21 protein-coding genes are annotated in these 23,912 nt (G+C 75.1%); 12 read left to right on the forward strand and 9 right to left on the reverse strand.

The window, feature by feature from the left end; translation table 11 throughout:
- The first annotated feature begins 90 nt into the window (after positions 1–90).
- Positions 91–1,923 (forward strand): alkyl/aryl-sulfatase, encoded by a 1,833-nt coding sequence (locus tag ACYVGT_RS17775; protein ID WP_460859760.1) that lies wholly within the window; start codon positions 91–93, stop codon positions 1,921–1,923.
- A gap of 313 nt (positions 1,924–2,236) precedes the next feature.
- Here ACYVGT_RS17775 and ACYVGT_RS17780 read toward each other — a convergent pair whose 3' ends face one another.
- The 4 genes from ACYVGT_RS17780 to ACYVGT_RS17795 all read right to left on the reverse strand — a co-directional run bounded on the left by ACYVGT_RS17780 (position 2,237) and on the right by ACYVGT_RS17795 (position 5,623).
- The gene (locus ACYVGT_RS17780; RefSeq protein WP_460859729.1) at positions 2,237–2,647 is read right to left on the reverse strand and encodes a MerR family transcriptional regulator; all 411 of its coding nucleotides are present in this window, start codon (positions 2,645–2,647) and stop codon (positions 2,237–2,239) included.
- Entirely contained in the window at positions 2,644–3,603 is a 960-nt protein-coding gene (locus ACYVGT_RS17785) for an aldo/keto reductase (protein WP_460859730.1), read from the reverse strand. Before ACYVGT_RS17785 ends, ACYVGT_RS17780 begins: the two co-directional genes overlap by 4 nt.
- 98 nt (positions 3,604–3,701) lie before the next feature.
- Positions 3,702–4,349: a response regulator transcription factor gene (locus tag ACYVGT_RS17790; RefSeq protein ID WP_460859731.1), complete on the reverse strand. Its 648-nt coding sequence runs from the start codon at positions 4,347–4,349 to the stop codon at positions 3,702–3,704.
- A complete protein-coding gene (locus tag ACYVGT_RS17795; RefSeq protein ID WP_460859732.1) occupies positions 4,313–5,623 on the reverse strand; it encodes a sensor histidine kinase in 1,311 nt (436 codons plus the stop codon). The genes ACYVGT_RS17790 and ACYVGT_RS17795 overlap by 37 nt, the downstream gene beginning before the upstream one ends.
- A gap of 280 nt (positions 5,624–5,903) precedes the next feature.
- On the opposite strand from ACYVGT_RS17795, the gene ACYVGT_RS17800 reads away from it, so the two are divergent.
- Positions 5,904–6,716: an SDR family oxidoreductase gene (locus ACYVGT_RS17800; RefSeq protein ID WP_460859733.1), complete on the forward strand. Its 813-nt coding sequence runs from the start codon at positions 5,904–5,906 to the stop codon at positions 6,714–6,716.
- A gap of 162 nt (positions 6,717–6,878) precedes the next feature.
- Here the strand turns inward: ACYVGT_RS17800 and ACYVGT_RS17805 are convergent, their stop codons facing one another.
- Positions 6,879–7,829 carry a hypothetical protein gene (locus ACYVGT_RS17805; protein ID WP_460859734.1) on the reverse strand — a complete coding sequence of 317 codons (951 nt, stop codon included), beginning with the start codon at positions 7,827–7,829 and terminating at the stop codon, positions 6,879–6,881.
- A gap of 663 nt (positions 7,830–8,492) precedes the next feature.
- Here ACYVGT_RS17805 and ACYVGT_RS17810 point away from each other — a divergent pair.
- Positions 8,493–8,936, forward strand: a complete 444-nt coding sequence (locus ACYVGT_RS17810) for an SMI1/KNR4 family protein (protein WP_460859735.1) — start codon at positions 8,493–8,495, stop codon at positions 8,934–8,936.
- A gap of 71 nt (positions 8,937–9,007) precedes the next feature.
- On the forward strand, positions 9,008–9,421 hold the full coding sequence (locus ACYVGT_RS17815; RefSeq protein ID WP_460859737.1) for a RidA family protein: 414 nt from the start codon (positions 9,008–9,010) through the stop codon (positions 9,419–9,421).
- Positions 9,422–9,452: 31 nt separating this feature from the next.
- On the opposite strand, the gene ACYVGT_RS17820 is transcribed toward ACYVGT_RS17815, so the two are convergent.
- On the reverse strand, positions 9,453–10,376 hold the full coding sequence (locus tag ACYVGT_RS17820) for a DUF4429 domain-containing protein (protein ID WP_460859739.1): 924 nt from the start codon (positions 10,374–10,376) through the stop codon (positions 9,453–9,455).
- A 194-nt stretch (positions 10,377–10,570) separates the two neighbouring features.
- Here ACYVGT_RS17820 and def point away from each other — a divergent pair, with 194 nt between their 5' ends.
- Positions 10,571–11,260: a peptide deformylase gene (def, locus tag ACYVGT_RS17825; protein WP_460859740.1), complete on the forward strand. Its 690-nt coding sequence runs from the start codon at positions 10,571–10,573 to the stop codon at positions 11,258–11,260.
- A gap of 99 nt (positions 11,261–11,359) precedes the next feature.
- On the opposite strand, the gene ACYVGT_RS17830 is transcribed toward def, so the two are convergent.
- Positions 11,360–12,097 (reverse strand): YdcF family protein, encoded by a 738-nt coding sequence (locus ACYVGT_RS17830; RefSeq protein WP_460859741.1) that lies wholly within the window; start codon positions 12,095–12,097, stop codon positions 11,360–11,362.
- Between the two features lie 423 nt (positions 12,098–12,520).
- Here ACYVGT_RS17830 and ACYVGT_RS17835 point away from each other — a divergent pair, with 423 nt between their 5' ends.
- Both ACYVGT_RS17835 and ACYVGT_RS17840 read left to right on the forward strand, forming a co-directional pair.
- Positions 12,521–14,857, forward strand: coding sequence for an ATP-binding cassette domain-containing protein (locus tag ACYVGT_RS17835; RefSeq protein ID WP_460859742.1), 2,337 nt, complete (start codon positions 12,521–12,523; stop codon positions 14,855–14,857).
- A gap of 265 nt (positions 14,858–15,122) precedes the next feature.
- Complete coding sequence (locus ACYVGT_RS17840) at positions 15,123–16,133, forward strand: hypothetical protein (protein WP_460859743.1); 1,011 nt, start codon at positions 15,123–15,125, stop codon at positions 16,131–16,133.
- Positions 16,134–16,224: 91 nt separating this feature from the next.
- On the opposite strand, the gene ACYVGT_RS17845 is transcribed toward ACYVGT_RS17840, so the two are convergent.
- Positions 16,225–17,004 (reverse strand): methyltransferase domain-containing protein, encoded by a 780-nt coding sequence (locus tag ACYVGT_RS17845; RefSeq protein WP_460859744.1) that lies wholly within the window; start codon positions 17,002–17,004, stop codon positions 16,225–16,227.
- A 40-nt stretch (positions 17,005–17,044) separates the two neighbouring features.
- Positions 17,045–17,449 carry a hypothetical protein gene (locus ACYVGT_RS17850; protein WP_460859746.1) on the reverse strand — a complete coding sequence of 135 codons (405 nt, stop codon included), beginning with the start codon at positions 17,447–17,449 and terminating at the stop codon, positions 17,045–17,047.
- Between the two features lie 457 nt (positions 17,450–17,906).
- On the opposite strand from ACYVGT_RS17850, the gene ACYVGT_RS17855 reads away from it, so the two are divergent.
- From ACYVGT_RS17855 to ACYVGT_RS17875, 5 genes are all read left to right on the forward strand, one after another.
- The gene (locus ACYVGT_RS17855) at positions 17,907–18,881 is read left to right on the forward strand and encodes a DNA-3-methyladenine glycosylase family protein (protein ID WP_460859748.1); all 975 of its coding nucleotides are present in this window, start codon (positions 17,907–17,909) and stop codon (positions 18,879–18,881) included.
- 318 nt (positions 18,882–19,199) lie between these two features.
- Entirely contained in the window at positions 19,200–19,814 is a 615-nt protein-coding gene (locus ACYVGT_RS17860; protein WP_460859751.1) for a dihydrofolate reductase family protein, read from the forward strand.
- Positions 19,815–19,934: 120 nt separating this feature from the next.
- Positions 19,935–20,978, forward strand: coding sequence for a P1 family peptidase (locus ACYVGT_RS17865; RefSeq protein ID WP_460859753.1), 1,044 nt, complete (start codon positions 19,935–19,937; stop codon positions 20,976–20,978).
- A gap of 297 nt (positions 20,979–21,275) precedes the next feature.
- Positions 21,276–22,778: an ABC transporter substrate-binding protein gene (locus tag ACYVGT_RS17870; RefSeq protein WP_460859754.1), complete on the forward strand. Its 1,503-nt coding sequence runs from the start codon at positions 21,276–21,278 to the stop codon at positions 22,776–22,778.
- 86 nt (positions 22,779–22,864) lie between these two features.
- Positions 22,865–23,812, forward strand: coding sequence for an ABC transporter permease (locus ACYVGT_RS17875; RefSeq protein WP_460859755.1), 948 nt, complete (start codon positions 22,865–22,867; stop codon positions 23,810–23,812).
- Positions 23,813–23,912 lie beyond the last annotated feature (100 nt).

A 23,912-nucleotide genomic window follows, 5' to 3' on the forward strand; every position in this document is an offset into this window, starting at 1 on the left:
GTCCGCACGGTGAGGGCCGGGCCAGCCGGCCCGCTCCCGAGAGGACGCGCCGTGCCCCGTTCAACCGAAACCGGAACCCCCGGAATCCCGCTGCCCGGTACCGCTGGCGACGACCGCTCCGGCCCGGACGGCGGCGACGCCGCTGCGGCCGCGCGCGGCTTCATCGCCCCCGTCCCCGACCACGTCGCCGACGAGCACGGCAGCACCGTGTGGGACATGCGCGGCTACGCCTTCCTCGGTGGGGACGGCGACGCGCCGGACACCGTCCACCCCGGCCTGTGGCGCCAGTCCCGGCTCGCCGCCGAAGGCGGCCTGTTCGAGGTGGCCGACGGCGTGTACCAGGTCCGCGGCCTCGACCTGTCCAACATGACGCTCATCGAAGGCGAGGCGGGCGTGGTCGTCGTCGACCCGCTGGTCAGCGCCGAGACGGCGGGCGCCGCCCTCGACCTGTACCGCGCGCACCGCGGCGAGCGGCCGGTGACGGCCGTCGTCTACACGCACAGCCACGTCGACCACTTCGGCGGCGTCCTCGGCGTCGCCGACCCGGCCGACGCCCACGCCGGCGTGCTGCCCATCGCCGCCCCCGAGCACTTCATGGCCTTCGCCGCAGCCGAGAACGTCGACGCCGGAACCGCCATGCTCCGCCGCGGCGCCTACTTCTCCGCCGCGCCGGTGGCGCCGGGCCCGGAAGGCAGCGTCGGCATGGGACTGGGGCCCGCCACGTCGCACGGCGCCGTCGGCCTGATCCCGCCCAACCTCGACATCACCCGCACCGGGCAGACCGAGGTGCTCGACGGCGTCCGCTTCGAGTTCCAGCTCACTCCCGGCACCGAGGCGCCCGCCGAGATGAACTTCCTGCTGCCGGACCGGCGGGCGCTGTGCATGGCCGAAAACGCCTGCCACACCCTGCACAACCTGCTAACCCTGCGCGGCGCGCAGGTCCGCGACGCCCGCGCGTGGTCGCGCTACCTGAACCAGTCCATCGAGCTGTTCGGCGACCGCGCCGACGTCGCCTTCGCCTCGCACCACTGGCCGACCTGGGGCGGCGAGGAGATCCGCCGCTTCCTCGGCGAGCAGCGCGACACCTATGCCTACCTGCACGACCAGACGGTGCGCCGGATGAACAGCGGCGAGACCGGCACCGAGATCGCCGAAGACCTCCGCCTGCCGCCGAGCCTGGAGGCGGTGTGGAGCGTCCGCGGCTACTACGGCTCCGTCTCGCACAACGTCAAGGCCGTCTACCAGCGCTACATGGGCTGGTTCGACGGCAACCCGGCCACCCTGTGGCAGCACCCGCCCGCCGAGCGCGCCCGGCGCTACGCCCGCGCCTTCGGCGGCACGGCTGCACTGATCGAGCGCGCCGAGGAGTTCGCGGAGGAGGGCGACCTGCGCTTCGCCGCCGAACTCGCCTCGCACGCCGTCTTCGCCGAGCCCAGCGATGAGCGGGCCCGCACCGTCCTGGCCGGCGTGCTGACCCGGCTGGGCCACGGCGCCGAGTGCGCCACCTGGCGGAACTTCTATCTGACCGGCGCCCAGGAGCTGCGCGGCGGCATCGCGCCGACACCGATCCGCATCTCCGATGGGCTGGCTGCGGCGCTCAGCGCCGAGCAGATCCTCGACGCGGCCGCCGTGCGGCTGGACGGGCCGCGCGCCGCGCGCGAGTCCGCGGTCATCGACATCGTCCTGAACGACGACGGGACCCGGCACCGCGCCCTGCTCTCCAACGGTGCGCTGATCCACTGCGCCGACCCCAGGGGCGGCGGCGCCGACGTGACCGTCTTCGCCACCCGCATGCAGCTGGCCCGGATCCTGCTCGGCGGCAGCGACGAACCCGTCGACCACGAGGGCGACGCGGGCGCACTGGCCCGCCTGAGAGCCCTCCTCGACCCGCCCGACCCGGACTTCCCGATCGTGACGCCCTGACGGGGCACCCCGCCCCGGCTGCCTGCGCGGGCCGGCGGTCTCCGGCCAACCCTGCCGCCGCAGCGCTCTGGCGGCGCGGGCCCCGCCCGCTCCGTGCGCCTGGAGTCCGCGGCCTGCAGGCGGGGGCCGCCCGGCCCCTGGTGCGCGCGGCGGGCACCCGCTTCGCGCCGCCGCCGGAGATGGTGCCGACCGCTGTGGGGCACGGCGCCGGCACCAGTTGCGCCGGATGCAGGTCCTCGGTGGTAGCGCCCCGCGGAGGCAGGGTCGGATCCTCAAGCACCGGGCCCGGCGCCGCCCGGGCGGCGCCGGGGCATCAGGCATCCCCGGCGCGGGCATCCGCGGCCGGATCGCCGCGTCCGCCGCCCAGCCGCGCGCTGTAGTCGGCGATCTTGCCGTCGACCACCGCCAGCGAGCGGGCGAGGCCGTCCATGCGTGCTTGGATGGCCCCGCGGTGCTCGCGCAGCAGCGCCAGCCGCTCCGCCACGCCGTCGGGGTCGCGGCGCACCTGCCGGGTGAACTCGGCGATGCCGGCCAGCGGCATCCCGGTGTCGCGCAGGTGCAGCAGGACCTCCAGCAGGTGGACGTCTTCGGCGCTGTACCGGCGGCGGCCGGCACCATCCCGCCGGGCTGGCGGCACGGCGCCGACGCGCTCGTAGTAGCGCAGCGCGTCGATGCTCAGCCCGAGGCGCTCGGCGACCCCGCCGATCGTGTACGGCTCCGTCACGGCGCCGCCGTCCGGGCCGCGTCGAGGGCGGCGGCGACTCCGGCCGGCAGCGGCGTGCGCACCGCCGCCACGGCCGAGGCCAGCTGTCCGGCGGTGGAGGCGCCCACCACCGGCAGCACCGGCCGCTCCCGCTGGACCATCCAGGCCAGCACCACCTGGCCCGCGTCGAGCCCGGTCGCCGCCGACGCCCGGTCCAGGGCCGCCAGCTGCGCCGCCGTGCGGCCGTGGCGGTAGGCGCTGTCCACGGGGCGGTCAGCCCGCGTATAGGCGCCGCTGAGCAGGGCGGAGTAGCCGGTCAGTGCGACCCCCTCGGCGGCCGCGAAGTCGGCGAGGCCGTCGTCGAGCAGCACGTGCGGTGCCAGATCGGCCCCCGGAACCGGGGTGAGATAGGTGAACCGCTGCTGCAGGACCCCGTACCGCGGACCGCTGCCCGCGGCCGCCAGCGCCTCTGCCAGCCGCGGCCGGGTGATGTTGGAGCACCCGATCCGCACGGCCGTGCCGCGGCGCACCTCCTCCTGCAGGGCGCCGACGGTCTCCGCCAGCGGCACCGCGGTGTCGTCGATGTGGGCGTAGAGCACGTCGAGGCGGTCGGTCCGCAGCCGCCGCAGGCTCGCCTCGACCTGCTCCCGCACCGACGGCGCCGACAGCCCCAGCGCATGGTCCAGGCTCGCCGTCCCGGGCCGCGGGCGTGCACCGACCTTCGACGCCAGCGCGATGCGGTCCCGGCCGCCCGGCCGCGCGGCGAACCAGCGGCCCAGCGCCTCCTCCGACTCGTCCCCGGTCCCGCCGGCCCAGAACGCGTAGTTGTTCGCCGTGTCCCAGAGGACCGCGCCGGAGTCCGCCGCCGCATCGAGCAGCCGGTGCGCGGCCCCCTCCGCCACCCGCGTCCCGAAATACATCGCCCCCAGCGCCATCGGCAGCCCGGAACCGTTCCCGCCTAGCTTCAGTGTCTCCATGGCCCCAACCCTGCGACCTGGACCCCGCTCCAGGTCAAGGCTCCCGGACACCGGTGGCGGGCGGCCGGTTCCGGTCCGGACGGGCTGCGCTGGGCGGGCTACCGGTTGTCGAGGTAGGCCAGCACCGCCAGTACGCGGCGGCTGTCGTCGTTGGACGGCGGCAGGTCGAGCTTGGTGAAGATGTTGTTGATGTGCTTGGAGACGGCCTTGTCGGTGATGAAGAGGCGGCCGGCGATGGCGGTGTTGGAGCGGCCCTCGGCCATTTCGCCCAGGACTTCCCGCTCGCGGGGGGTGAGGGCGGACAGCGGGCCGTCGTCGCTGTGCTTGGCGAGAAGCTGGGAGATGACGGCGGGGTCCATGGCGGTGCCGCCGTCGGCCACCCGGCGGACGGCGTCGATGAACTGCCCGACGTCGAAGACCCGGTCCTTGAGCAGGTAGCCCACCGCGCCCCGGTCGTCGGAGAGCAGCTCGCGCGCGTACAGCGGCTCCACGTGCTGCGACAGCACCAGGATCGGCAGGCCCGGCACCTCGGCGCGGGCCTCTATCGCGGCCTGCAGGCCCTCGTCGGTGAAGGTGGGCGGAAGGCGCACGTCGACCACCGCGACGTCGGGGCGGTGCTCCAGCAGCGCGGTGCGCAGCTCGGGGCCGCTGCCCACGGCGGCCGCCACGGTGCAGTCATGCCCCTCCAGCAGGCGGATCAGCCCCTCCCTCAGGAGGGCGAGGTCTTCGGCGATGACAACACGCACGGCAGCTCCATGGTCACGATGGTCGGCCCGCCGCTCGGACTGACGAGGCTCATAGTGCCATCGAATGCGGACAGGCGGCTGACGATGCCGGACAGCCCGGTCCCGCCGGCGGCGTCGGCGCCGCCGGCCCCGTCGTCGCCGACCGTGATCACCATCCGGCCGCGCCCGTAGTTGATCCGCACCCAGGCGCGCGAGGCCCCCGCGTGCTTGGCGGCGTTGGTGAGCAGCTCGACCACCGCGAAGTAGGCGGCCGACTCCACCGGGTCCGGCGGCCGCCCCGGCAGCTCGATGTCGACCGCGATCGGCAGCTGCTGGGAGACGGCCAGCGCGCGCACCGCGCCGTCCAGCCCGCGCTCCACCAGCACCGGCGGGTGGATGCCGCGCACCAGGTCGCGCAGCTCGGTGAGCGCCGTGCGGGTCGTCTCACGCGCCTCGGTCAGCATCCGCCGCGCCGTGGCCGGGTCGGCGTCCAGCATCTCCTCGGCCATGCCCAGGTTCATGCCGAGCGCGACGAGCCGCGCCTGCGCGCCGTCGTGCAGGTCGCGCTCGATCCTGCGCACCTCGGACGCCTGGGCGTCGATCGTCTCGGCGCGCGATGTCGCCAGGTGCTCGACCCGGGCGGTCAACCGGTCCTTCTCGGTCGGGGCGAGCAGCCACCGGCTGGAGCGGGCGAACGCCCGCATGAGCGGCGGCCCGGCAAACCAGAACAGCAGCAGGAACGCGGCGGACGCGGCCAGCGGCAGCAGTGCGCCGAACTGGTTGTCGAACAGCACCAGCCCATACCACGGCATGAACCGCCACAGCAGCAGCGCCATGAGGAGCTCGAAGACCGCGTGCGCCGCGATCGCCGCGGGCAGCGCAGCGAGAATGAGGCCGAGGGTGCCGTTGAACAGCAGCCAGGCCAGGTCGCGCCAGGTGGTGGAGGCGGCGAAGGTCGCGCCGACCCGGCGGCCCAGCGTCATGTCCCGCCACGCCATGTGCGACGGCGCCGTGTTGCGCAGCCGGCGCAGCAGCCCCTGCTCGGGGCCGTACGGCGACGGGATGGGACCCTCCGGCAGGAACTGGCCCAGCACGCGGCGGTAGGTGTCGGCGAACCCGCGCACCAGCGGGCTCAGCATGACCGCGATCGGCAGCCCGATCCAGACCGCCGACAGGGCGAGCGCGACCAGGAACAGCACCGCCAGCACCAGGCCGGCGACCGCGAGCGGGATGAACAGCAGCGACCAGGCCAGCAGCGCGATGCGGCCGGCGACGGGGCGGTCTCTGCTGTACATGCGCACTTCCTCGGTCGGGGGCGGTGGACGGGTGCGGCGGGCGCCGGGGCCCGCCGCCGGTCGCGGCGGCGCGCTCCCCACCATTCTGGCCCCTGCGGTGCAGCGGGTCGGTGGTGCCAGCCCCACGCCGCTCGGAGTGCTGCACCGTGCTGTGCCCGGCGGCGGGGCCCCGAGCGCCCGGAGCGCCGCCCGATAGGGTCCGGGCACACGCAGCAGCGCCGCGCAGCGCAGCTCCGCACCGGGGCGCCCGCAGGCGCAGCACGCCGGGCAGGGAGGGCGCATGCAGGGGTACAGCCGGCAGGGGAGCGGCCGGATCGCGGTCGTGACGGGTGCCGGCAGCGGCATCGGCCGGGCCGTCGCCACCGAACTGCTCGCCCGCGGCTGGTCGGTCGCGCTCGCCGGGCGCCGCGCTGACCGGCTCGCCGCGACCGCGGCCGCAGCGGACCGGGGCGGTGCGGGCCCGGGCGGCACCGGCCGGGCCGGCGGCGCCGCGGAGCGCACGCTGGCCGTGCCGACCGACGTCGCCGACCCGGACGCGGTGCGCGCCCTGTTCGGCGCGGTCACCGGCCGCTGGGGCCGCGTCGACCTGCTGTTCAACAACGCCGGCGTGCTGCCGCCGCCCGCGCCGGTCGGCGCCGTGTCCGACGCAGCCTGGCGGGACACCGTCGACGTCAACCTCACCGGAGCGTTCTGGTGCGCGCGCGAGGCGTTCGCCGTGATGCGCGCCCAGGAGCCGGCCGGTGGACGCATCATCAACAACGGATCGGTGTCGGCACAGGTCCCGCGGCCGCAGTCGGTGGCCTACACCGCGACCAAGCACGCCGTCACCGGGCTCACCAAAGCCCTCGCCCTGGAAGGGCGCGGGCTGGATATCGCCTGCGGCCAGATCGATATCGGCAATGCGGCCACCGATGCCACGGCGGGGATCGCCGCGGGCACCCTGCAGGCCGACGGGAGCCGCGCGCCCGAACCGGTCTTCGACGCCGCTCATGTCGGCACCGCCGTCGCCGACATCGCCGCCCTGCCGCTCAGTGTCTCCGTGCCCTTCACGACGATCGCCGCGACCGGCATGCCCTTCCTCGGCCGCGGCTGAGCGGCCCGGTGGGTGCCGTCCGGTGGGCCCTGCGGACGGCCCGGGGCCCGGGCCCGCAGTGGACCGCCGCTGCCGCTCCGGAAGCCCTGCGCAGCACCGCGGCCCCGCGGGATTCGGCGAACCGAAAACCCGCGGGGCCGCGGTGCGGAGTAGCGGGAGCGCTCAGGGCCAGCGCATGTCGGTGGCGTAGCGCAGGTCGCCGATCGCGGTCTCGGAGTGCGCGTTGAGCTCGTCGCGCAGCTGCGTCCAGGCGGCCTTGGCCGTGTTGTTCGTGCCCGTGCAGCCGCCCCGCTGGTTGCAGGCGATGCGCTGCGACATCGAACCGGCCACCCGCAGCTTGCCCTTGCCCGACTCCGCGCCCCAGGCGCTGATCGCCGCCCACTGCCGGGCCTGGATGCCGTCGGTGCGGTAGATCTGCGGCACCGCGTGGATCTTCGAGGAGGCTCCGGTCGCCACGTAGTGCAGGTCGCCGAGCTTCCAGCCGTTGCTGCACGAGGTGGAGCCCGACCCGTACTGCGGGCAGCCGTCGGCCGAGTTCGCCGCGTAGAGCCGCGTTGAGGACGCGGCCGTGTAGGCGTCCACCCAGTCGCGCGCCCAGGCCGCCTTGGACCAGGACGGCTCGGCGTCGAAGGCGCCGACGACCTCTACCGCGCCGGTCCCGGAGACGCCGTCGACGACCTTCGCCCACGCCTTGCCGGCCGCAGCGCCGGAGACGCCGCCGTCGGACTTGTTGTTGACGCCCAGCGCGAGATCGGCTTCTGCGCCGGACTTCGCGCAGTCGGTGAAGCCGGCCGCCCACGCCTCGGCGGCCTCAGCGGCGCGCTGGGATGCCGCGCGCTCGGTCGAGCTGCCCTTGCTGGTGCCGGGGTGGCGGAGCTTTCCGCCCTTCTCCTGGGTCCCGAAGAAGAGGATGCGCGGGCCGCTGCGGCCCGTCTCGCCCTCGGCGCAGCCGGCCGTGCGGGCGGCCGCGGCGTCGTCGCCGCCCAGCGTGACGTAGCGGCTCGTGGTGTATCCGGGGTAGCTCTGGGCGGCAGCGGGCGCAGGCGCGGCAGAGAACACCAGCGCGGCGCCGGCGATCAGGGCGCAGGCCCGTCGGCGGTGGAACTGGAACACGGTCGGCACTCCTCGTCGCAGAAGCGGAGGGACACCACCATTGAGCACGCGCGCACGCCGGGAGGGGGAGTATCGGCAGAGTAGGGAGTGTCCCGGCCCATGGCGCAGAACGGGCCGCACCGGGCAGGGCCGCAGGTGTGCCGAGATGTCCGCTGCGGGCGCTGCAACCGGGCGATTGCGCCGGGAGCCGGACGATCCGCACCAGCAGGGAGGACTGCAGCGCCCCGCCGTCCCGGTCGGGACAGCGGGGCGGAAGAAGAAGAGTGCGGGCCGATACGGCGGTCGCCTCACGGCGCGGGGCGCAACGCGGCTCCGAAGTCCGCCGGGGCGCCGGCCCGGAGGCCGTGCCCGGCGCGGTATTCCGCGAAGGCATTGAATGGAGCCCGGGGGACACTTTCTACCGCACCGGCCCGCACACACCCCCCAACGGAGGGCTCCTGCAGGATATTCCACAGACCCCGCCCGATGCACACTGAACCCGGGTCGGCGTGGCGTATCCGACACTCCGGCCGCCGGTCCAGGATGGGATACGGGCGGGGCAGCAGGGTGAAGTGGGGCGGGGGTGGACAAGTGGCGCGCTTGGGTCCGGTCGGGCGGTCCGGAAGTCGGGGGGATCCGGGCGGCGCGCCGCCGCCGGTTTCCCGCACACCGGACCGACCTGTGATGATTTCCCCTGTGTGGCGAGAACTGATCGTTGACCTGTATCCGGCGGCCGAGCCCGCGGCGCCGGCCGACGAGGCGATGCTGGCCGAGGTGGAGGCGGAGCTGTCCCTGCCGGTGCCGTTCGAGCTGGCCTCCCTGCTCCGGGAGACCGACGGCGTGCTCAACGAGTACGGCGACGCCGTCGTCTGGCCGGTCCAGCGGCTTGTCGAGGACAACCTGGCGATGCGCGATGAGCCCGACTACCTGGAGCTCTACGCGCCCTTCGACGAGATGATCTTCTTCGGCGACAGCGACATGGGGCCGCAGTTCGCCTACGTGCACACCGACTACGGCCCCGGCATCGTCGTCTGGGACCACGAGACCGACCGCCGCCGCCTCGCCGTCGTCTCCCTGCGCGACTACCTGATCCGCTGCTTCACCGAAGGCAACGGCTGGTTCCGCTGAGGCGGCGGGGCCCGCGCTGCGGGGGAATCCCCGTGGAAGCCGTCGGGGCGCCTCGTCTAGGCTCGGCCACGATGAGCAGCCACGCAGAAGAACACATCGACCTGGTCCACAGCGACCCCCGGCTCACCGACACCGTCGACTACGCCTACGCCGCCGCCACCCGGGGGCGGACGATCTTCACCGCTGGCGCCTGCCCGCTGGACGAGGACGGCGCCACCGTGGCGCCGGGCGATGCCGAAGCGCAGGCGAAGCGGTGCATGGTCAACCTCGAGATCGCCCTGGACGCGTCCGGTGCGGCGCTGACCGACGTCGTCAAGTTCACCGTCTACGTCGCCACCTCGGACCAGGCGGAACTGGTCCGCGCCTGGGACGTGGTGCGCGCCGCGTTCGGCGGCCACGACGCGCCGGCCACCCTCCTCGGGGTCGCCCTGCTGGGCTACGACGACCAGCTGGTCGAGATCGAGGCCGTCGCCTCGCTGCCCTAGGGCGCACCCTCCGCAGGGCTCCCGGGTGCAGCTACAGGCGGTCGAGGAGCTCGGCCTTCTTGGTGCGGAACTCCTCGTCGGTGAGGACCCCCTCGGCGTGCAGGGCGCCGAGTTTGCGGATGCGGGCGATGACCGCCTCGCTCTCCGGGTCGCGGTCCGGTTCCGGGGCGGCCCCTTCGGCCAGTGCCGCGGGGGCCGCGCCGGCCAGGGCCGGGCGCGGAGCCGCGGCGGAGGCCGCGGTGCCCCCGGCGAGGTGCGCGGTGACCGTGGCGGCCATCAGCAGCGCCTGCGCCTGCTCGGCGCCCTCGTCGAAGCGCAGGCAGGACAGGTCCCGCTTCGGCGGAACCGGCTTCTTCTTGTTCGCCGGCGCGCCGTCCTGCGGCACCACGCGCAGCACGCCGTAGTCCCAGCCGTCCGACGGAGTCCACTCCAGTGTGCCGATGTCCGACAGCGGGAACTCGCGGCGCTGCGCGGACCGCTTCTCCGACGGAGCCTCGCTCGACCAGGTGAACACCAGCCGCTCCCCGTTGAACGCGGCGGTGCCCTCGTGGACCTGGATGTGCAGCGGGAGCGGGGCGGCCAGGTCCGCCGGGAAGCCCTCCGGCGGCGGTCCGGCGGTCCGGGCCTGCTCGGCGAGGAAGCGGATCTGGTCGGCGTGGTACTCGGCGAGCAGCTCGCTCTTGGCATCACCGGTGAGCAGGAACGGGTCGTGGCCGGCGAGCGCCGCGCCCGCCTCCACGAAGGGGTCGGTGCCCTGGATCCGCAGCCGCAGCTCCCAGCCCTTCTTCTTGCCCGGCGGGCGGTGGAAGTCGACGCCGGCCACCCCGGCCAGCGGCACCTCGGTGCGGCCCAGCGCCTTGTTGAGCGGTGAGGACAGCCAGCCCTTCGCGTACTCGATGCGGACCTTCTCCTCGTCGAACGTCCAGGTGGCCTGCTTGCCGCTCAATTGCTCCATGCACCGCATGATAGGGGGGTGCCCTCAAGCCCGGCCCGGGCGCGCCACAGGGCGGGGCGCACCCCGGCCGGAACCGCCGCCGGCGGCACCGCGTGACCTGCGTCTTTATGCTATTTTGCGAAGGTCCCCGCGCGCGGCCCCCGGTGGCGCGCCCCCAGTACCCCACGCGACCCGGGAAAAGAGCGAACCAGCGCATGTCCGAGCAGGCCAGCAGCGAGACCACCGCCGACCGCCGGGTGCACCTCATGGGCGCCCCGGTGGACGACTACCCCGAGCTGGCACCGGAGGCGCTGCGCGGCAGCGTCCGCAGGATCACCGTGGTCGGCGAGGACGTCCTGCACCGCGCCAACCGCGACGTCGCCGCGGACCAGTTCGGCGGCGCCGAACTGGCGCAGCTGGTCGACGACATGTTCCGCACCATGTACGTCGCCGAAGGTGTCGGCCTGGCCGGCAACCAGGTCGGCGTCGACCTGCGGCTGTTCGTCTACGACTGCCCCGACGACGACGGCGTCCGCCACGTCGGCCACATCGTCAACCCGGTGCTCGCCGAGCGCGACCCCGACGGCAACCCGCTGGTGGTCGAGAACGAGGGCTGCCTGTCCGTCCCCGGCCCGCACGCCGAGCTGCCGCGCGCCGAGTACGCCCGGGTGGCCGGCTTCGACAAGGACGGCCGCGCCGTCGAGGTCGAGGGCACCGGCTACTTCGCGCGCTGCCTGCAGCACGAGACCGACCACACCTTCGGCCGGCTCTACATCGACCGGCTCGCCGCGCGCCCGCGCAAGAAGGTCCTCAAGCAGATGAACGAGATGGCCAACAACGTCTTCGAGCGCCGCGAGGAGAACGCCGCCGCCCTCGACTCCGCCCTCTCCGGCGCGGAGGAGTAGCCGGCCCGGCTACGCGGGCCGGAGCGCGCTGAGCGTCCGGCGCCTCCCGCAGCGGCGGCGCCGGGCGAAACCGGCGCGGAGCGGCCGGCCGCTCCGCGCTCAGTGCAGGTCGATGGGCTCGCCCGGGACCAGGTGGTCGGTGAAGCCGGCCGCGATCAGGTGCTCGAAGGCGTCGGCGACGCCGTCCGGGAACTCCGTCGGCGCGCACCAGCCGCGCCGCGGGTAGACCGCGAGCCGGTGCAGGTCGCCCACCAGGAAGCAGACCAGCTCCTCGGGGTCATACAGTGCGCCCGGGTAGGCGTCGTAGCCGCCGCCGAAGGCGCGGAACGTCCACGCGGTGCCCGGCCAGTGCACGTGGGCGGTAGCCAGGGCCCGGCGCGCCATGTAGGGCTTGGCCGTCGCCACCGCGTTCGCGACGGAGACGCCCTGCTCGGCGCAGAGCGCCCGCGAGCGCGCGAAGTTCTCGCCGGTGTTGGTCGCCGAGGCTTCCAGCAGCACGGCCGTGCTGGGCAGCGCCGAGACGTCGGCGAACACCTCGGCTTCGCGCCGCTCCCAGCGGGCGTGCCCGTCGGATCCGCCGGTGCGCCGTCCGCGGTCGCCGGAGAACACCACCAGCGGTGCCGAGCCGGCCTTCCACAGCCGGGCCGCGTATTCGGCGACGCGCAGGTCGTGGCTGCCGAGGGCGAGGACGATGTCCGCGCCGTCAGCGCCGGGGTCGCCGCCGGCGGCCGGCGCGGCGTGGAAGTCCCACAGGACCCGCGCAGCGGCATGCACCGCGCCGCTCAGCCGTCCTGCCGCGGCGACGCTGCCGCCCTCACCCGACTCCACCGGTTCCATCCCCGGGAGGATAGCCCCCACCGGGCCCTCCGTCGATGGCTGCGCGGCGGCACCGCACCGGGCGGCCGCGCCGGCGCGGGGATGGGCGCCGGTACCGCCCGGCAGGGCAGGGGAGGGGCCGCCCCGCCTGCAGGAGGGCCGGGCGGCGGGGCCCGCAGGCGCGGCCGGCGTGTCCGGATCAGGCCCCGCCGTATCCGCTGAAGCCGCGCAAGGCCGCCGTGTTTGCGCAGGTCAGCAAAAACATGAACGTCACGTTCGCGTTTGCCTTCCCGGATCCCTGGCCGCAGGATGGGGCTTCCGCCGACCGGCCGCGCCCCGGTTCGGCCGCCGCCGCGCTGCCCGCCGGCCGCCTTGGGCCCGCTGGCCGCCCAGACCGCCCGGCTGCCGGGCCCGCTCCGCGAACCACCCCCATGGGAGACCGCTGTGCCCGACTCCGCCCCGCCCGATTCCGCCGTCCCCAGCACCGCCCTGCCGGGCGGCGCCGCAGCTCCGCCGATCGTGGTGGAGGGCGCCCGCGAGCACAACCTGCGCGACATCTCCCTGGAGATCCCCAAGAACGCGCTGACCGTCTTCACCGGTGTCTCCGGCTCCGGCAAGTCCTCCCTCGTCTTCGCCACCCTGGCCCAGGAGTCGCGCCGCCAGCTCAACGAGACCTATCCGCTGCACATCCGGGGCATGCTGCCGCGCTACGAGAAGCCCGAGGCCGACCGGATCGCCGACCTCACCCCGGCCGTGGTCGTCGACCAGCGCCCGCCCGGCGGCAACGCCCGCTCCACTGTGGGCACCATGACCGACATCCATCCGCTGCTGCGCCTGCTCTTCTCCCGGGCGGCCGCCCCGTCAGCCGGCCCGTCCTCGGCCTACTCCTTCAACACCCCGATGGGCATGTGCCCCGGCTGCGAAGGGCTCGGCCGGGCCGTGCGCATGGACCACAGCGCGTTCTTCGACACCGGGCTCTCCCTGAACGAGGGGGCAGTCCTCTTCCCGCTGCTGTCCTCCTCGGTGGTGCCCTATGCCGCCTACGGCCGCACCGGCCTGGTCGACCCGGACAAGCCCCTGCGCGACTACTCCGGGCAGGAGTGGGAGAACCTGCTGCGCGGCGGGCGCGACGGAAAGACCACGATCCCGGTCGGCGAGGGCGAAAGCGCCTTCTCCCTCACCTACGAAGGCCTGGAGGACCGCTTCCGCCGCCTGTACCTGCTGCGGGACATCTCCACGATGAGCAAGCGGAGCCGCGCCGCGGTGGAGGCCGTCACCACCGACGGGATCTGCGCCGACTGCGGCGGCCAGCGGCTCAACCCCGCCGCTCTGGGCTCCCGCATCGACGGGCGCAGCATCGCCGACCTCACCGCGATGGAGGTCGACGACCTCCTCGGCGTACTCGAGGCGGTCGACCACCCGCAGGGGACGCCGATCGCGGCGGCCGCCGCCCAGGCGGTGCGGCGCCTGTCCGACATCGGGCTCGGCTACCTCAGCCTGGACCGGGCGACCGCCACCCTCTCCGGCGGGGAGGCGCAGCGCATCACCACGGTGCGCCACCTCGGCTCGGCCCTCACCGGGCTCACCTATGTCTTCGACGAGCCCAGCACCGGCCTGCACCCGCACGACGTCGGGCGGCTCACCCGGCTCCTGGCCGACCTGCGCGACCGCGGCAACACCGTCCTCGTCGTGGAGCACGACCGGGACGTCATCGCCGCCGCCGACCACGTCGTCGACCTGGGGCCGGGCGCCGGCGCGCACGGCGGCGAGGTGGTCTACGCCGGCAGCGTCGCGGGGCTGCGCGCCGCCGACACCGCCACCGGCGCCTGCCTGCGCCGCCGGAAGGGCCTCAAGGAGCAGCCGCGCACCCCTGCCGGAGTCCTCCGCGTCGAAGGCGCCGACCTGCACAACCTGCGCGGCGTGGCCGCGGAGTTCCCCACCGGGGTGCTGACCGCGGTCACCGGAGTCGCCGGGTCGGGGAAGAGTTCCCTGGTGGCCGGCGCCCTCGCGGCCGCCCACCCGGACGCGGTGGTGGTGGGCCAGTCCGCGATCGGCGCGTCGTCCCGCTCGACGCCGGCCACCTACCTCGGCGTGATGGACGCCGTCCGCAAGCGCTTCGCCGACGCCAACTCCGCCGAGCCGGGCCTGTTCTCCTTCAACTCCAAGGGAGCCTGCGGCGCGTGCGGCGGACGCGGCGAGACCACCACCGAGCTGGCGATGCTCGACCCGGTGACCGCGCCCTGCGACACCTGCGGCGGCACCCGCTACGACGCGGCCGTGCTCGCGCACACCCTGCGCGGCAAGAGCATCGTCGACGTCCTCGCGCTCACCGCCGAGGAGGCCGGCCGGTTCTTCACCGGCCGCGGTGAGCGCCGCATCGCCCGCGCCATGGCGTCGCTGTGCGAGGTGGGGCTCGGCTACCTCACGCTGGGCCAGGAGCTCGCGACCCTGTCCGGGGGCGAGCGCCAGCGGCTCAAGCTCGCCACCCGGCTCGGCGACACCGGGCAGCTGCTCATCATGGACGAGCCGACCACCGGGCTGCACATGGCCGACGTCGGCACCCTGCTCGGCCTGCTGGACCGCATCGTGGACGCCGGCAACACCGTGGTGCTCGTCGAGCACGACCTGGACGTCCTCAAGCACGCCGACCACGTCATCGACATGGGGCCGGGCGGCGGCCGGCACGGCGGCCGGGTGCTGTTCTCCGGCACCCCGGCGGACCTGCTCGGCCACCCCGGGTCGGTCACCGCCGAGCATCTGCGCCGCGACCTGGAGCGGTGAGCCGATCCCGGAGGCCGGATCCGGGTTGCCGGATCCGGCCATGGGCCTGGCGGCCGGGTGCGCCCGTGTGCCCCACCGGCCGCCACCGGGCACGGGAGCCCCGGAGGGAGCGGTAGCGGCGGCCAATCGGGGCCGCTTCACGGGGTTGTGCCGCCCTCACCGGGCGTGTCAGTCTTTTTCGGTTTCATCCGCGAGGGCGAAGGATTCCGACGCGGCCGCGCCGGCGTCCGCCCTCACCTCCTCAACCCGCTCACGAGGTGGACCGATGACCAGCAGATTCCCCCGACCCCCGCTCCGACGCAGACCCCGTTCCGGCCGCGCCCCGCTGCGCACCGCAGCCGCGCTGGCCGCCGCAGCCGCCCTCGCGCTCACCGCGCCGCTGCCCGCGGCCGCCGCCGTGCCGCCCGGCGGCACCACCGGGCAGGCCGTCGCCGAAGCCAAGCGCGCGCAGGCGCCGATCGCCCCCGGCGACCTCACCTTCGGCGCCGAGCCCCTGGCCGCCGCGGAGAGCGCCGCCGCCGACGCGGCGTCCGGCGCCGCCTGCAGCGTCAGCGCGGACGAGGCCACCGCGCTCACCCTCGCCCCCGTCTGGCCCGAGGTCGCCGCCGGCTCCACCGACGCGCCCTCCCCGATGACCCTGTCCCGCTACGACAACCAGGACGGCCTCTACGACCCCTCCGGCCGCGACGGCCTGTTCTTCAACCCCGGCGTCGGCCTCTGGCAGCTCGACTCGGCCGGCATGGGCGCCGGCAACGACGCCGGCCAGGCCATCGACGCCCAGTGGGCGGCCGGCAAGGTCGCCCCCGAGATCGTGGACCGCTACTGCTCCAACGTGAACGGCGGCAGCGCGCCGGCCGACGCCCGCGCCGACGCCTGGACGCCGTGGCACGCCTGCGACGACGGCGCCTGCGAAGACGTCTACAACCGCGCCCTGGACGGCGTCGTCGCCGACGACGGCGTCGGCCGCTATGGCGGCGCCGAGGCGCGCCGCTGCTTCTACGGCGGATCCGGGCACGACTGCCTCTACGTCGACCCCGCCGCCGCGCAGGGCACCGACTGGTGGACCCGCCCCGACGCGGGCGCCTCGCCCGTCCCGCGCCCGTTCTACGTGCTGACGTCCGGCGACTCAGAGGTGCGCGCGTGGATCGCCGACGACTCCGGCGCCGGCACCACCGTCACCGCCACCCGCCCGCTCGGCAGCAACGCCCGCACGTCGCTGTCCTGGTCCGACACCGACGCCCTCTGCGACCTCACCCAGTCCCGCGGCGACTGCTGACCCCGAACCCCAGCGGCGGGGCGGGCCGCGTGCCCGCCCCGCCGCTGCCGTTGCCGCTCGACCAGGGTGCACGCCGGCCCTGCGGCCCGGTTCAGGGGCGGCGGCCGCGGATGGTGCGGTATTCGAAGAACCAGGCCCGGAACTCGGGGGAGTGCAGCAGGGCGCGGAACCGCGCCAGCTCCTCGTCGGTGACGCCGGCGGCGCGCACCAGCGGGATCGCCTGGGCGAAGTAGTTCCACGCCAGCCGGGCGGGGGAGTTGCCGCCCCCCAGGGTGGCGGAGTAGGAGGCACTGTAGAGGTCGGTCAGGCCGGCTTCGCGCATGCACGCCTCGGCCCGGTAGACCCAGTCGAAGTCGAGCGCCACCTGGGCGCCGGCGACGCTGCGCGCGGTGTCGCGTACCCGCGCGAAAAGGGCGGCATCGTCGCCGGTGGGGGCCGCCACCACCTCACCGAGGCCGCTGACCTCGCCGATGACCAGCCGCCCGCCCGGTGCGAGCGCCGCGACCAGCTGCCGGACGATCTCCTCCCGCCGGCCCAGGTGCATCAGCAGCAGCCGGGCGTGGATCAGGTCGAACGGGCCGCCGGCGGGCACGCCGTCGCCGATGTCGTGCTGGCGGACCTCGACGTCGGGGCCGGGCGCGAGGTGGTCGAGCACCAGGTCGGCGGCGATGACCCGGCCCGACGGTCCGACCCGCCGGGCCAGCCAGCGGCTGATGCTGCCCCCGCCGGCCCCCAGGTCCAGGCAGGTGGCGCCCGGGCCGACCTGCGCCGCCTCCAGCGCTGCGACCGTCGGCGGGTCGTACAGCTCCTCCAGCAGGGTGAGCTGCTCCTTACCCAGGTCGGTGGCGCTGTCGAACATGTACTCGGTCATGGCTGCTCCTGTCTGGGGGCGCGTGTCCGCGGCGCAGGCGTCACACGCCGGCGGCTCCCGGGTGGGAGAAGGAGGGGGTGCGGAGGAAGCCGGCGAAAAGGACGGACGTGAGGACGAACATCCCCGCGCCGATGCTCCACGCGCCGAGCCCGCCGAGCAGCTGATCGCCGAAGGCGCGCGTCTGGACTGCTTCGGCGGCGGCGTAGCCGGCGCCGAGCATCACGAAGGCCCCGCCCACCTGGCCGAGCGGCGCGCAGACCAGCCGGAAGAGCTTCGGCCGGCGCGCCACGCGCCAGCACGCCACGCACACCCACCAGGTCCCTGCCAGTCCCAGTACGGCGGCCAGCATCCCGGCGCCGATGCCGATGCCCACGGCGGCGGTCGTCGCGGCAACGGTGAGCGCGATGGCCGCGGCCAATAACCGCTGGGCGGTTCGCCGCTGCACGGTCCCTCCCCGATGGTGTGCGGGCGGCCGAGTCCCGGGCCGCCCGCCCCCGCTCCGACCAGTGTCCCCCCGCCGGCCGGACAGCGGAAGCGCTGGCCCGAGGCCCTCCTCCATGACCGCCCCGGACCGCGCTCCCGCATGGCCCCAGGATGTCCGCCCCGCCTTTCTTCACCCTTACATCGGCGCCGCGGCTCCGCCGTGCGACCGCCCGATGCCGGTGGAAAGGGCGCTCCGGCGGCCCGAACCGGGGCAGATCCGCGTCCGCGGAGCCGGGCGAGGCGGCAGGCGGCTGCAGTCCTGTGCGCCCGCGCCGCTTCCGTTCCGCGGGCGGGTCCGGTGCGGCGCCCGTGCGCGTCTGGTTTCGGAGCGTAGTATCCGCTGTTCACCTGGTTATTCAGCGGGGAGGCCCCATGGCGGCAGCGTCCGGTCCCGGGAGCGCGATGGCAGGAGGGCGGCGGTGACCGGCATCGGGATCGCCGCCACCGGGCCCTACTCGTTTGCCGCCGGCGCCCGTTTCCTGGAGGGGTTCGCGCCCGCCGCCTACGAAGCCAGTAGCGGCGGCGTCCTGCGCATCGCCTTTCCCGCCGACGACGCCGCCTCCGTCGTCGGCGCCGCCCTGCGCGGGCCCGGCGGCCCGGGCCGCCGGGACGAAGACGCGCCCGCCGTCACCGCGGAGCTCTCTGCCCCGCCCGGCGCACCGGCGCCCGATCCGGGCGCGGCCCGAAGCCAGCTCGCCCGCATCCTCTCCCTCGACGTCGACGGCTCCGACTTCCCGGCCGCCGCCGCCGGCGACGCCGTCGTCTCCGACCTCCTGCGCGACCACCCCGGCCTGCGCCCCGTGTGCTTCTTCTCGCCGTATGAGGCCGCCTGCTGGGCGGTCATCGGCACCCGTGTCCGCATGGCGCAGGCCGCCAAGGCCAAGGCGCGCATCGCACGCGAGCACGGTGCCACCGCCGACGTCGCGGGCGATCCGGTACACGCCTTCCCCGTCCCCGCAGTGCTGCGCACCCTCGAGGGCATCACCGGCCTGCCCGCCGCCAAGACCGAGCGGCTGCACGGGCTGGCCGACGCTGCGCTGGACGGCCGCCTCGACGCCGCCGCGCTGCGCGCCCTGCCGGTCGTTGACGCCCTCGCGGCCCTGCGCGCGCTGCCCGGCATCGGGCCGTTCGGCGCCGAGCTGGTGCTGATCCGCGGCGCCGGCCACCCCGACGTCTTCCCCCGCCACGAGCCGCGGCTGCTGCGCGAGATGGCCGCCGCCTACCGGCTGCCCGACCCGGACGGCGACCCCGCCACGGTCGACCGGCTCGCCGAGCACGCCGAGCGGTGGCGGCCCTATCGCAGCTGGGTGGCGTTCCTCTTCCGCGCCCGCGCCGAAGAGCGCGCCGCCAGCGCCGCGATGGCCCGCCCGCGTGCTGACGGAGGCACCGAATAGGCCCGCCAGGCGGAGGCGATCCCATCCGGCCCTTCCACGGAATCCCCACACGGTTTGTTTCTTGCAAGGGAACTGCTGAAAGTGCAGTCGCGGCGATGCCTGCGGGGCCACCCGCGCGCTCGACCCCGCGCGGCGCCGCCCCGGAGCCCTCCTCGCCGCGCTCGGAACATGGGGCGCGCGCACCCCGGTCGACCTGGCCTCCCAGGGGTTCAGCCCGGCCTCGTCCACCCTGTCGTTGAAGACCGCCTGCGACACCGCGTCGGCGGCCGCGTTCTTCTCCTGTCTTCCCCCGCCCGATCCCTTCGAGGAAGGTCCGCCATGAGCAGTGCCGCGAGCAAGGTCGCCGCCGACATCTCCATGTCCCTGGACGGCTACGTCACCGGGCCCGGGCCCGACCTGGAGCACGGCCTGGGGCGCGGGGGAGAGGCGCTGCACGACTGGGTGTTCGCCTCGCACGATTCGCCCGGCGACCGCCGGTTCATGGAGGCGGCGGCCGAGGCCACCGGCGCCGTCGTCATGGGCCGCCGCACGTTCGACTTCGTCGACGGCCCGCACGGCTGGAACGGTGCGATCGGCTACGCCTACGACCAGGAGATCCCCGCAAGCCCGCCGGTCTTCGTCGTCACCCACGCGGCCCCCGGAAGCCCCCGCCACCAGAGCGGATTCACCTTCGTCACCGGCGGCGTCGCCGACGCCGTCGCGGCCGCCCGCGCGGCGGCCGGCGCGCGCGAAACGGTCATCATGGGCGGCGCCTCGGTGATCGGGCAGGCCGTCGCCGGGGGACTCGTCGACGAGCTGCGCATCCACCTCTCGCCGGTGCTCATGGGCGGCGGAACCCGCCTGTTCGACCACGTCGACCGGCGCCTCCTGCTCGCCCAGCAGGACGCGGTGGCCACCGGGCGCGCCGTCCACCTGACCTACCGGCCGCGCTAGCCGCGCGGGGGACACCGCCGTGCTTCAGCCGGGCGGGCTAGGGTGCAGTCCAGTGGCGGGCCGCAGCGTCCGTACCGCTCGCGCCGGCGAGCGCCGGAGAGCCGACAGCCGGGAGGCACAGTGACCGACGAGCCGCGCACCGGGCCCACCAACTCCCTCGCCGACGCAGGGCTCAGCGTCGGCCACGCGCAGCGCGTGGGGGACGGCTGGCGCACCGGTACCAGCGTGGTCCTGGCATCCGAAGCCGGCGCGGTGGGCGGCGTCGACGTCCGCGGCGCAGCGCCCGGCACCCGCGAGACCGACCTGCTCGACCCGCGCAACCTCGTCGAGCGCGCGCACGCCGTCGTGCTGAGCGGCGGCTCCGCTTTCGGACTGGACGCGGCCACCGGCGTGGTCGCGCGCCTCGCCGACGCCGGCCGCGGCATCCGGATGGGCGGTCCCGGCGAGGTCGTGCCGATCGTGCCCGCCGCCGTCATCTTCGACCTGGGCCGCGGCGGCCGGTTCCGCGCCACCCCCGGGGCCGGTCTCGGGGCCGAGGCCCACGACGCCGCCCTCGCACTGCCCGCCGGCGCCGCACCCGCGCAGGGCTCGGTCGGCGCCGGCACCGGGGCCCGCGTCGGCGGCCTCGCCGGCGGCACCGGCAGCGCCAGCCTCGTATTGTCCTCCGGGGCCACGGTGGCCGCTTTCGCCGTGGCCAACGGCGCCGGCAGCGCCGTCGACCCGCGCACCGGCGCCGTCTACGGCGCCGAGGACGAGGTCGGCGGCGAATTCGGCGGTGCGCCGCAGCCCGCGGCAGGCGAGCTCGCCGCCTGGTCCGGCCCTGCGCCGCTGAGCGCCCTGGCAGGCGGCGCCGCCAACACCACCATCGGCGTCATCGCCACCGACCTGCTGCTCACCAAGGCCCAGGCGCAGAAGCTCGCCGGCGTCGCGCACGACGGCCTCGCCCGCGCCGTGCGCCCCGCCCACACCATGGTCGACGGCGACACCGTCTTCGCGCTGTCCACGGGCGAGCGCGCCCCGGACTTCGCCGAGTTCCAAGAGCTGCTCGCGGCCGCCGCACCCACCTTCGCCCGCGCCATCGCCCACGGCGTCTACGCCGCCGCGGGAGCGCCCGGAGCCCCTGCCTACCGCGACGTGTTCCCCTCCGCCTGCGCCGCCCGGTAACAGGCCCGCCCGGGCGGAGGCGGCGGGACCGGCCGCCCGGTGCGGCGCCGCTCCGGACCCTGCGGCGGCCGCGGGGGGCGGGGAGCATAGGCCGAGCTCCCGCCCGGCGCACGGCAGCTCGGAGCGCCCGCCGGACACTCCGCGTCCCCGGTTCTCCACTCTCCGTTGGCAGCGGTACCCACACGCCCTGCCACTGTGACGAAGCGCCTCTTGACCGGCGCAGACTCCGGTGCCAAGGTGGTGCGTCGTCCGGCTCCGCGCACCCGGCGGCGGCCGACGTCGGCTGAGGAGGACCCGATGCGGTGGAGCCCTGCACTACTGGGGTGGGCGGGTGCCCTCGGCGCGGGGTCCCTGGTGCTCTCCGGCTGCTCGGCCGGCTCGGGCGCCGGCTCCGACGACACCGGCACGCTCGCCGTCGGCTTCACCGCCGAGCCCGCCAGCTTCGACTTCACCCGGGACGACGGCGTCGCCATCCCCGAAGTGCTCCTCAGCAACGTCTACGAGGGCCTCGTCAAACTCAGCCCGGAGGGCGAGATCGAGCCGCTCCTCGCCGAGGACTGGGAGATCTCCGAGGACCGCACGGAGTACACCTTCACCCTGCGCGAGGGCGCCACCTTCTCCAACGGCGCCCCCTTCACCGCCGACGACGTCGCCTTCAGCATCGAGCGCGCCCAGGAGGAGTGGACGGTCGCCGTCGCCGACGCGATGGACGCCGTCGAAGAGGTCGAGCCGGTCTCCGACACCGAGGTCCGCATCCGGCTGGAGGAGCCCAGCAACAGCTGGCTGTACGCGATGACCACCCGCGTCGGCGCCATGTTCAGCCCCACCGGGGTCGACGACCTCGCCGCCGAGCCGGTCGGCACCGGGCCCTACACCGTCGTCGACCGCACCCGCGGCGACTCGATCGAGCTCGCCGTCCGGGACGACTACTGGGGCGACGCCCCGGCCGTGGACGCAGTCGAGTTCCGCTACTTCGACGACCCCACCGCGCTCGGCAACGCCCTGTCCACCGGCGAGCTCGACGTGGTCAGCGCCATCGGCTCCGCCGACGACCTGGAGCGGTTCACCTCCGAGGACCGCTTCCGCCTGATCGAGGGCACCACCAACGGCGAGGTCGTCCTCGGCCTCAACCAGCGCCGCGAGGCCTTCACCGACGACAGGGTCCGCCAGGCCATCGCGCACGCCGTCGACCGCGACGCCATCCTGGACACCGTCTGGAACGGCCACGGCACCGCCATCGGCAGCATGGTGCCGCCCACCGACCCCTGGTTCACCGACCTCACCGGCACCTACCCGCACGACCCGGAGCGCGCCGAGGAGCTCCTGGACGAGGCCGGCGCCACCGACCTCTCGCTCGACTTCCGCGTGCCCAACCTCCCCTACGCGATGAGCACCGCCCAGGTCGTGCAGTCGCAGCTGGAGGAGGTCGGCATCACCACCGAGATCGAGCCGCTGGAGTTCCCCGCGGTCTGGCTGGAGGACGTCTTCTCCGGCCACGACTACGACCTCACCCTCATCCAGCACACCGAGGGCCGCGACCTGCCGATGTTCGGCGACCCCGACTACTACTGGGGCTACGACAGCGACGCCCTGCGCGAAGAGCTCGACGCCGCCGACCGCGGCACCGAGGCCGAGCAGACCGAGCACATGGAGGAGGCGTCGCGCATCCTCGCCGAGGACGTCGCCGCCGTGTTCCTCTACCTCCAGCCCAGCCTGATCGTCGCCGACGCGCGGGTGCAGGGCCTGCCCGAGAACCGGGTCACCGAGTCCTTCGACGTCACCGCCCTCTCCTGGGGGTGAGCCCGCCCCGCCCGCGCGCCGGGCGGGGGAGCACACGGCACACCGCGCGCGGCGGGCGCGGCCGAGGACCGGGATCGGAGGTGGGGATGCTCCTGCAGCTGCTGCGCCGCACGCTGGTGTTCGCGGCCAGCGTCGCCGTCGCCACCGCCGCCGTCTTCGCGTTCCTGTCGGTACTGCCCGGCGACGCCGCCCGCGTCGCGCTGGGCACCGGCGCCACCGAAGAGGCCGTCGCCCGCATGCACGCCGAGTTCGGCACCGACCGCCCCGCCGCCGTGCAGTACGCCGAGTGGGTGGGCGGCCTCGCCACCGGCGACTTCGGCCGGTCCTACGTCAACGGCGAGGAGATCGGCCCGCGCATCGCCGACCGCTTCGGCGTCACGCTCTGGCTGGTCGGCTCGGCCATGGTGATCGCGCTGGCCATCGCGGTCCCGCTGGGCGTTGCCGCGGCGCTGCGCCACCGCGACGCCGCCGGCACGGTCCTCTCCGGGATCAGCCAGGTCGGCATCGCCGTGCCCAACTTCCTCGCCGGAATCCTGCTGATCACCGTCTTCGCGGTGCAGCTGCGCTGGCTGCCGGCCGGCGGCTGGACGCCGCCCGCGGAGGACCCGGCCGCCTTCCTGTCCCGCCTGGTGCTGCCCGCCGTCTCCCTCGGCCTGGTGCAGGGCGCCGTGCTCACCCGCTACGTCCGCTCCGCGGTGCTCGACGTGCTGCGCGAGGACTACATGCGCACCGCGCGCGCCAAGGGCCTCGGCCCCGTCAGCGCGCTGCTCCGCCACGGCCTGCGCAACGCCGCTGTCCCGGTGGTCACCGTGCTCGGGCTGCAGCTCGCCACACTGCTCATCGGCGCCGTCGTCATCGAACGGGTCTTCGTGATCCCCGGCCTGGGCAGCCTGCTCCTGGACGGGGTCGCCGACCGCGACCTGCTGCTGGTGCAGGGCGTCGTTCTAGTCCTCGTCGTCGCCGTCCTGCTCATCAACTTCCTCGTGGACCTGCTCTACACCGTGCTGGACCCGCGGCTGAGGAGGGTCCGGTGACCGCACCCGAATCGGCCGGCCCCGACCGGCCGCCCCGCGCGCCCGCCGATCCGCCCGGAGCCCCGGCCCGGCGCGCCCGCCGCCTCCCAGCCGCGCTGGC

The sequence above is a fragment of the Nocardiopsis coralliicola genome, from assembly GCF_054779695.1.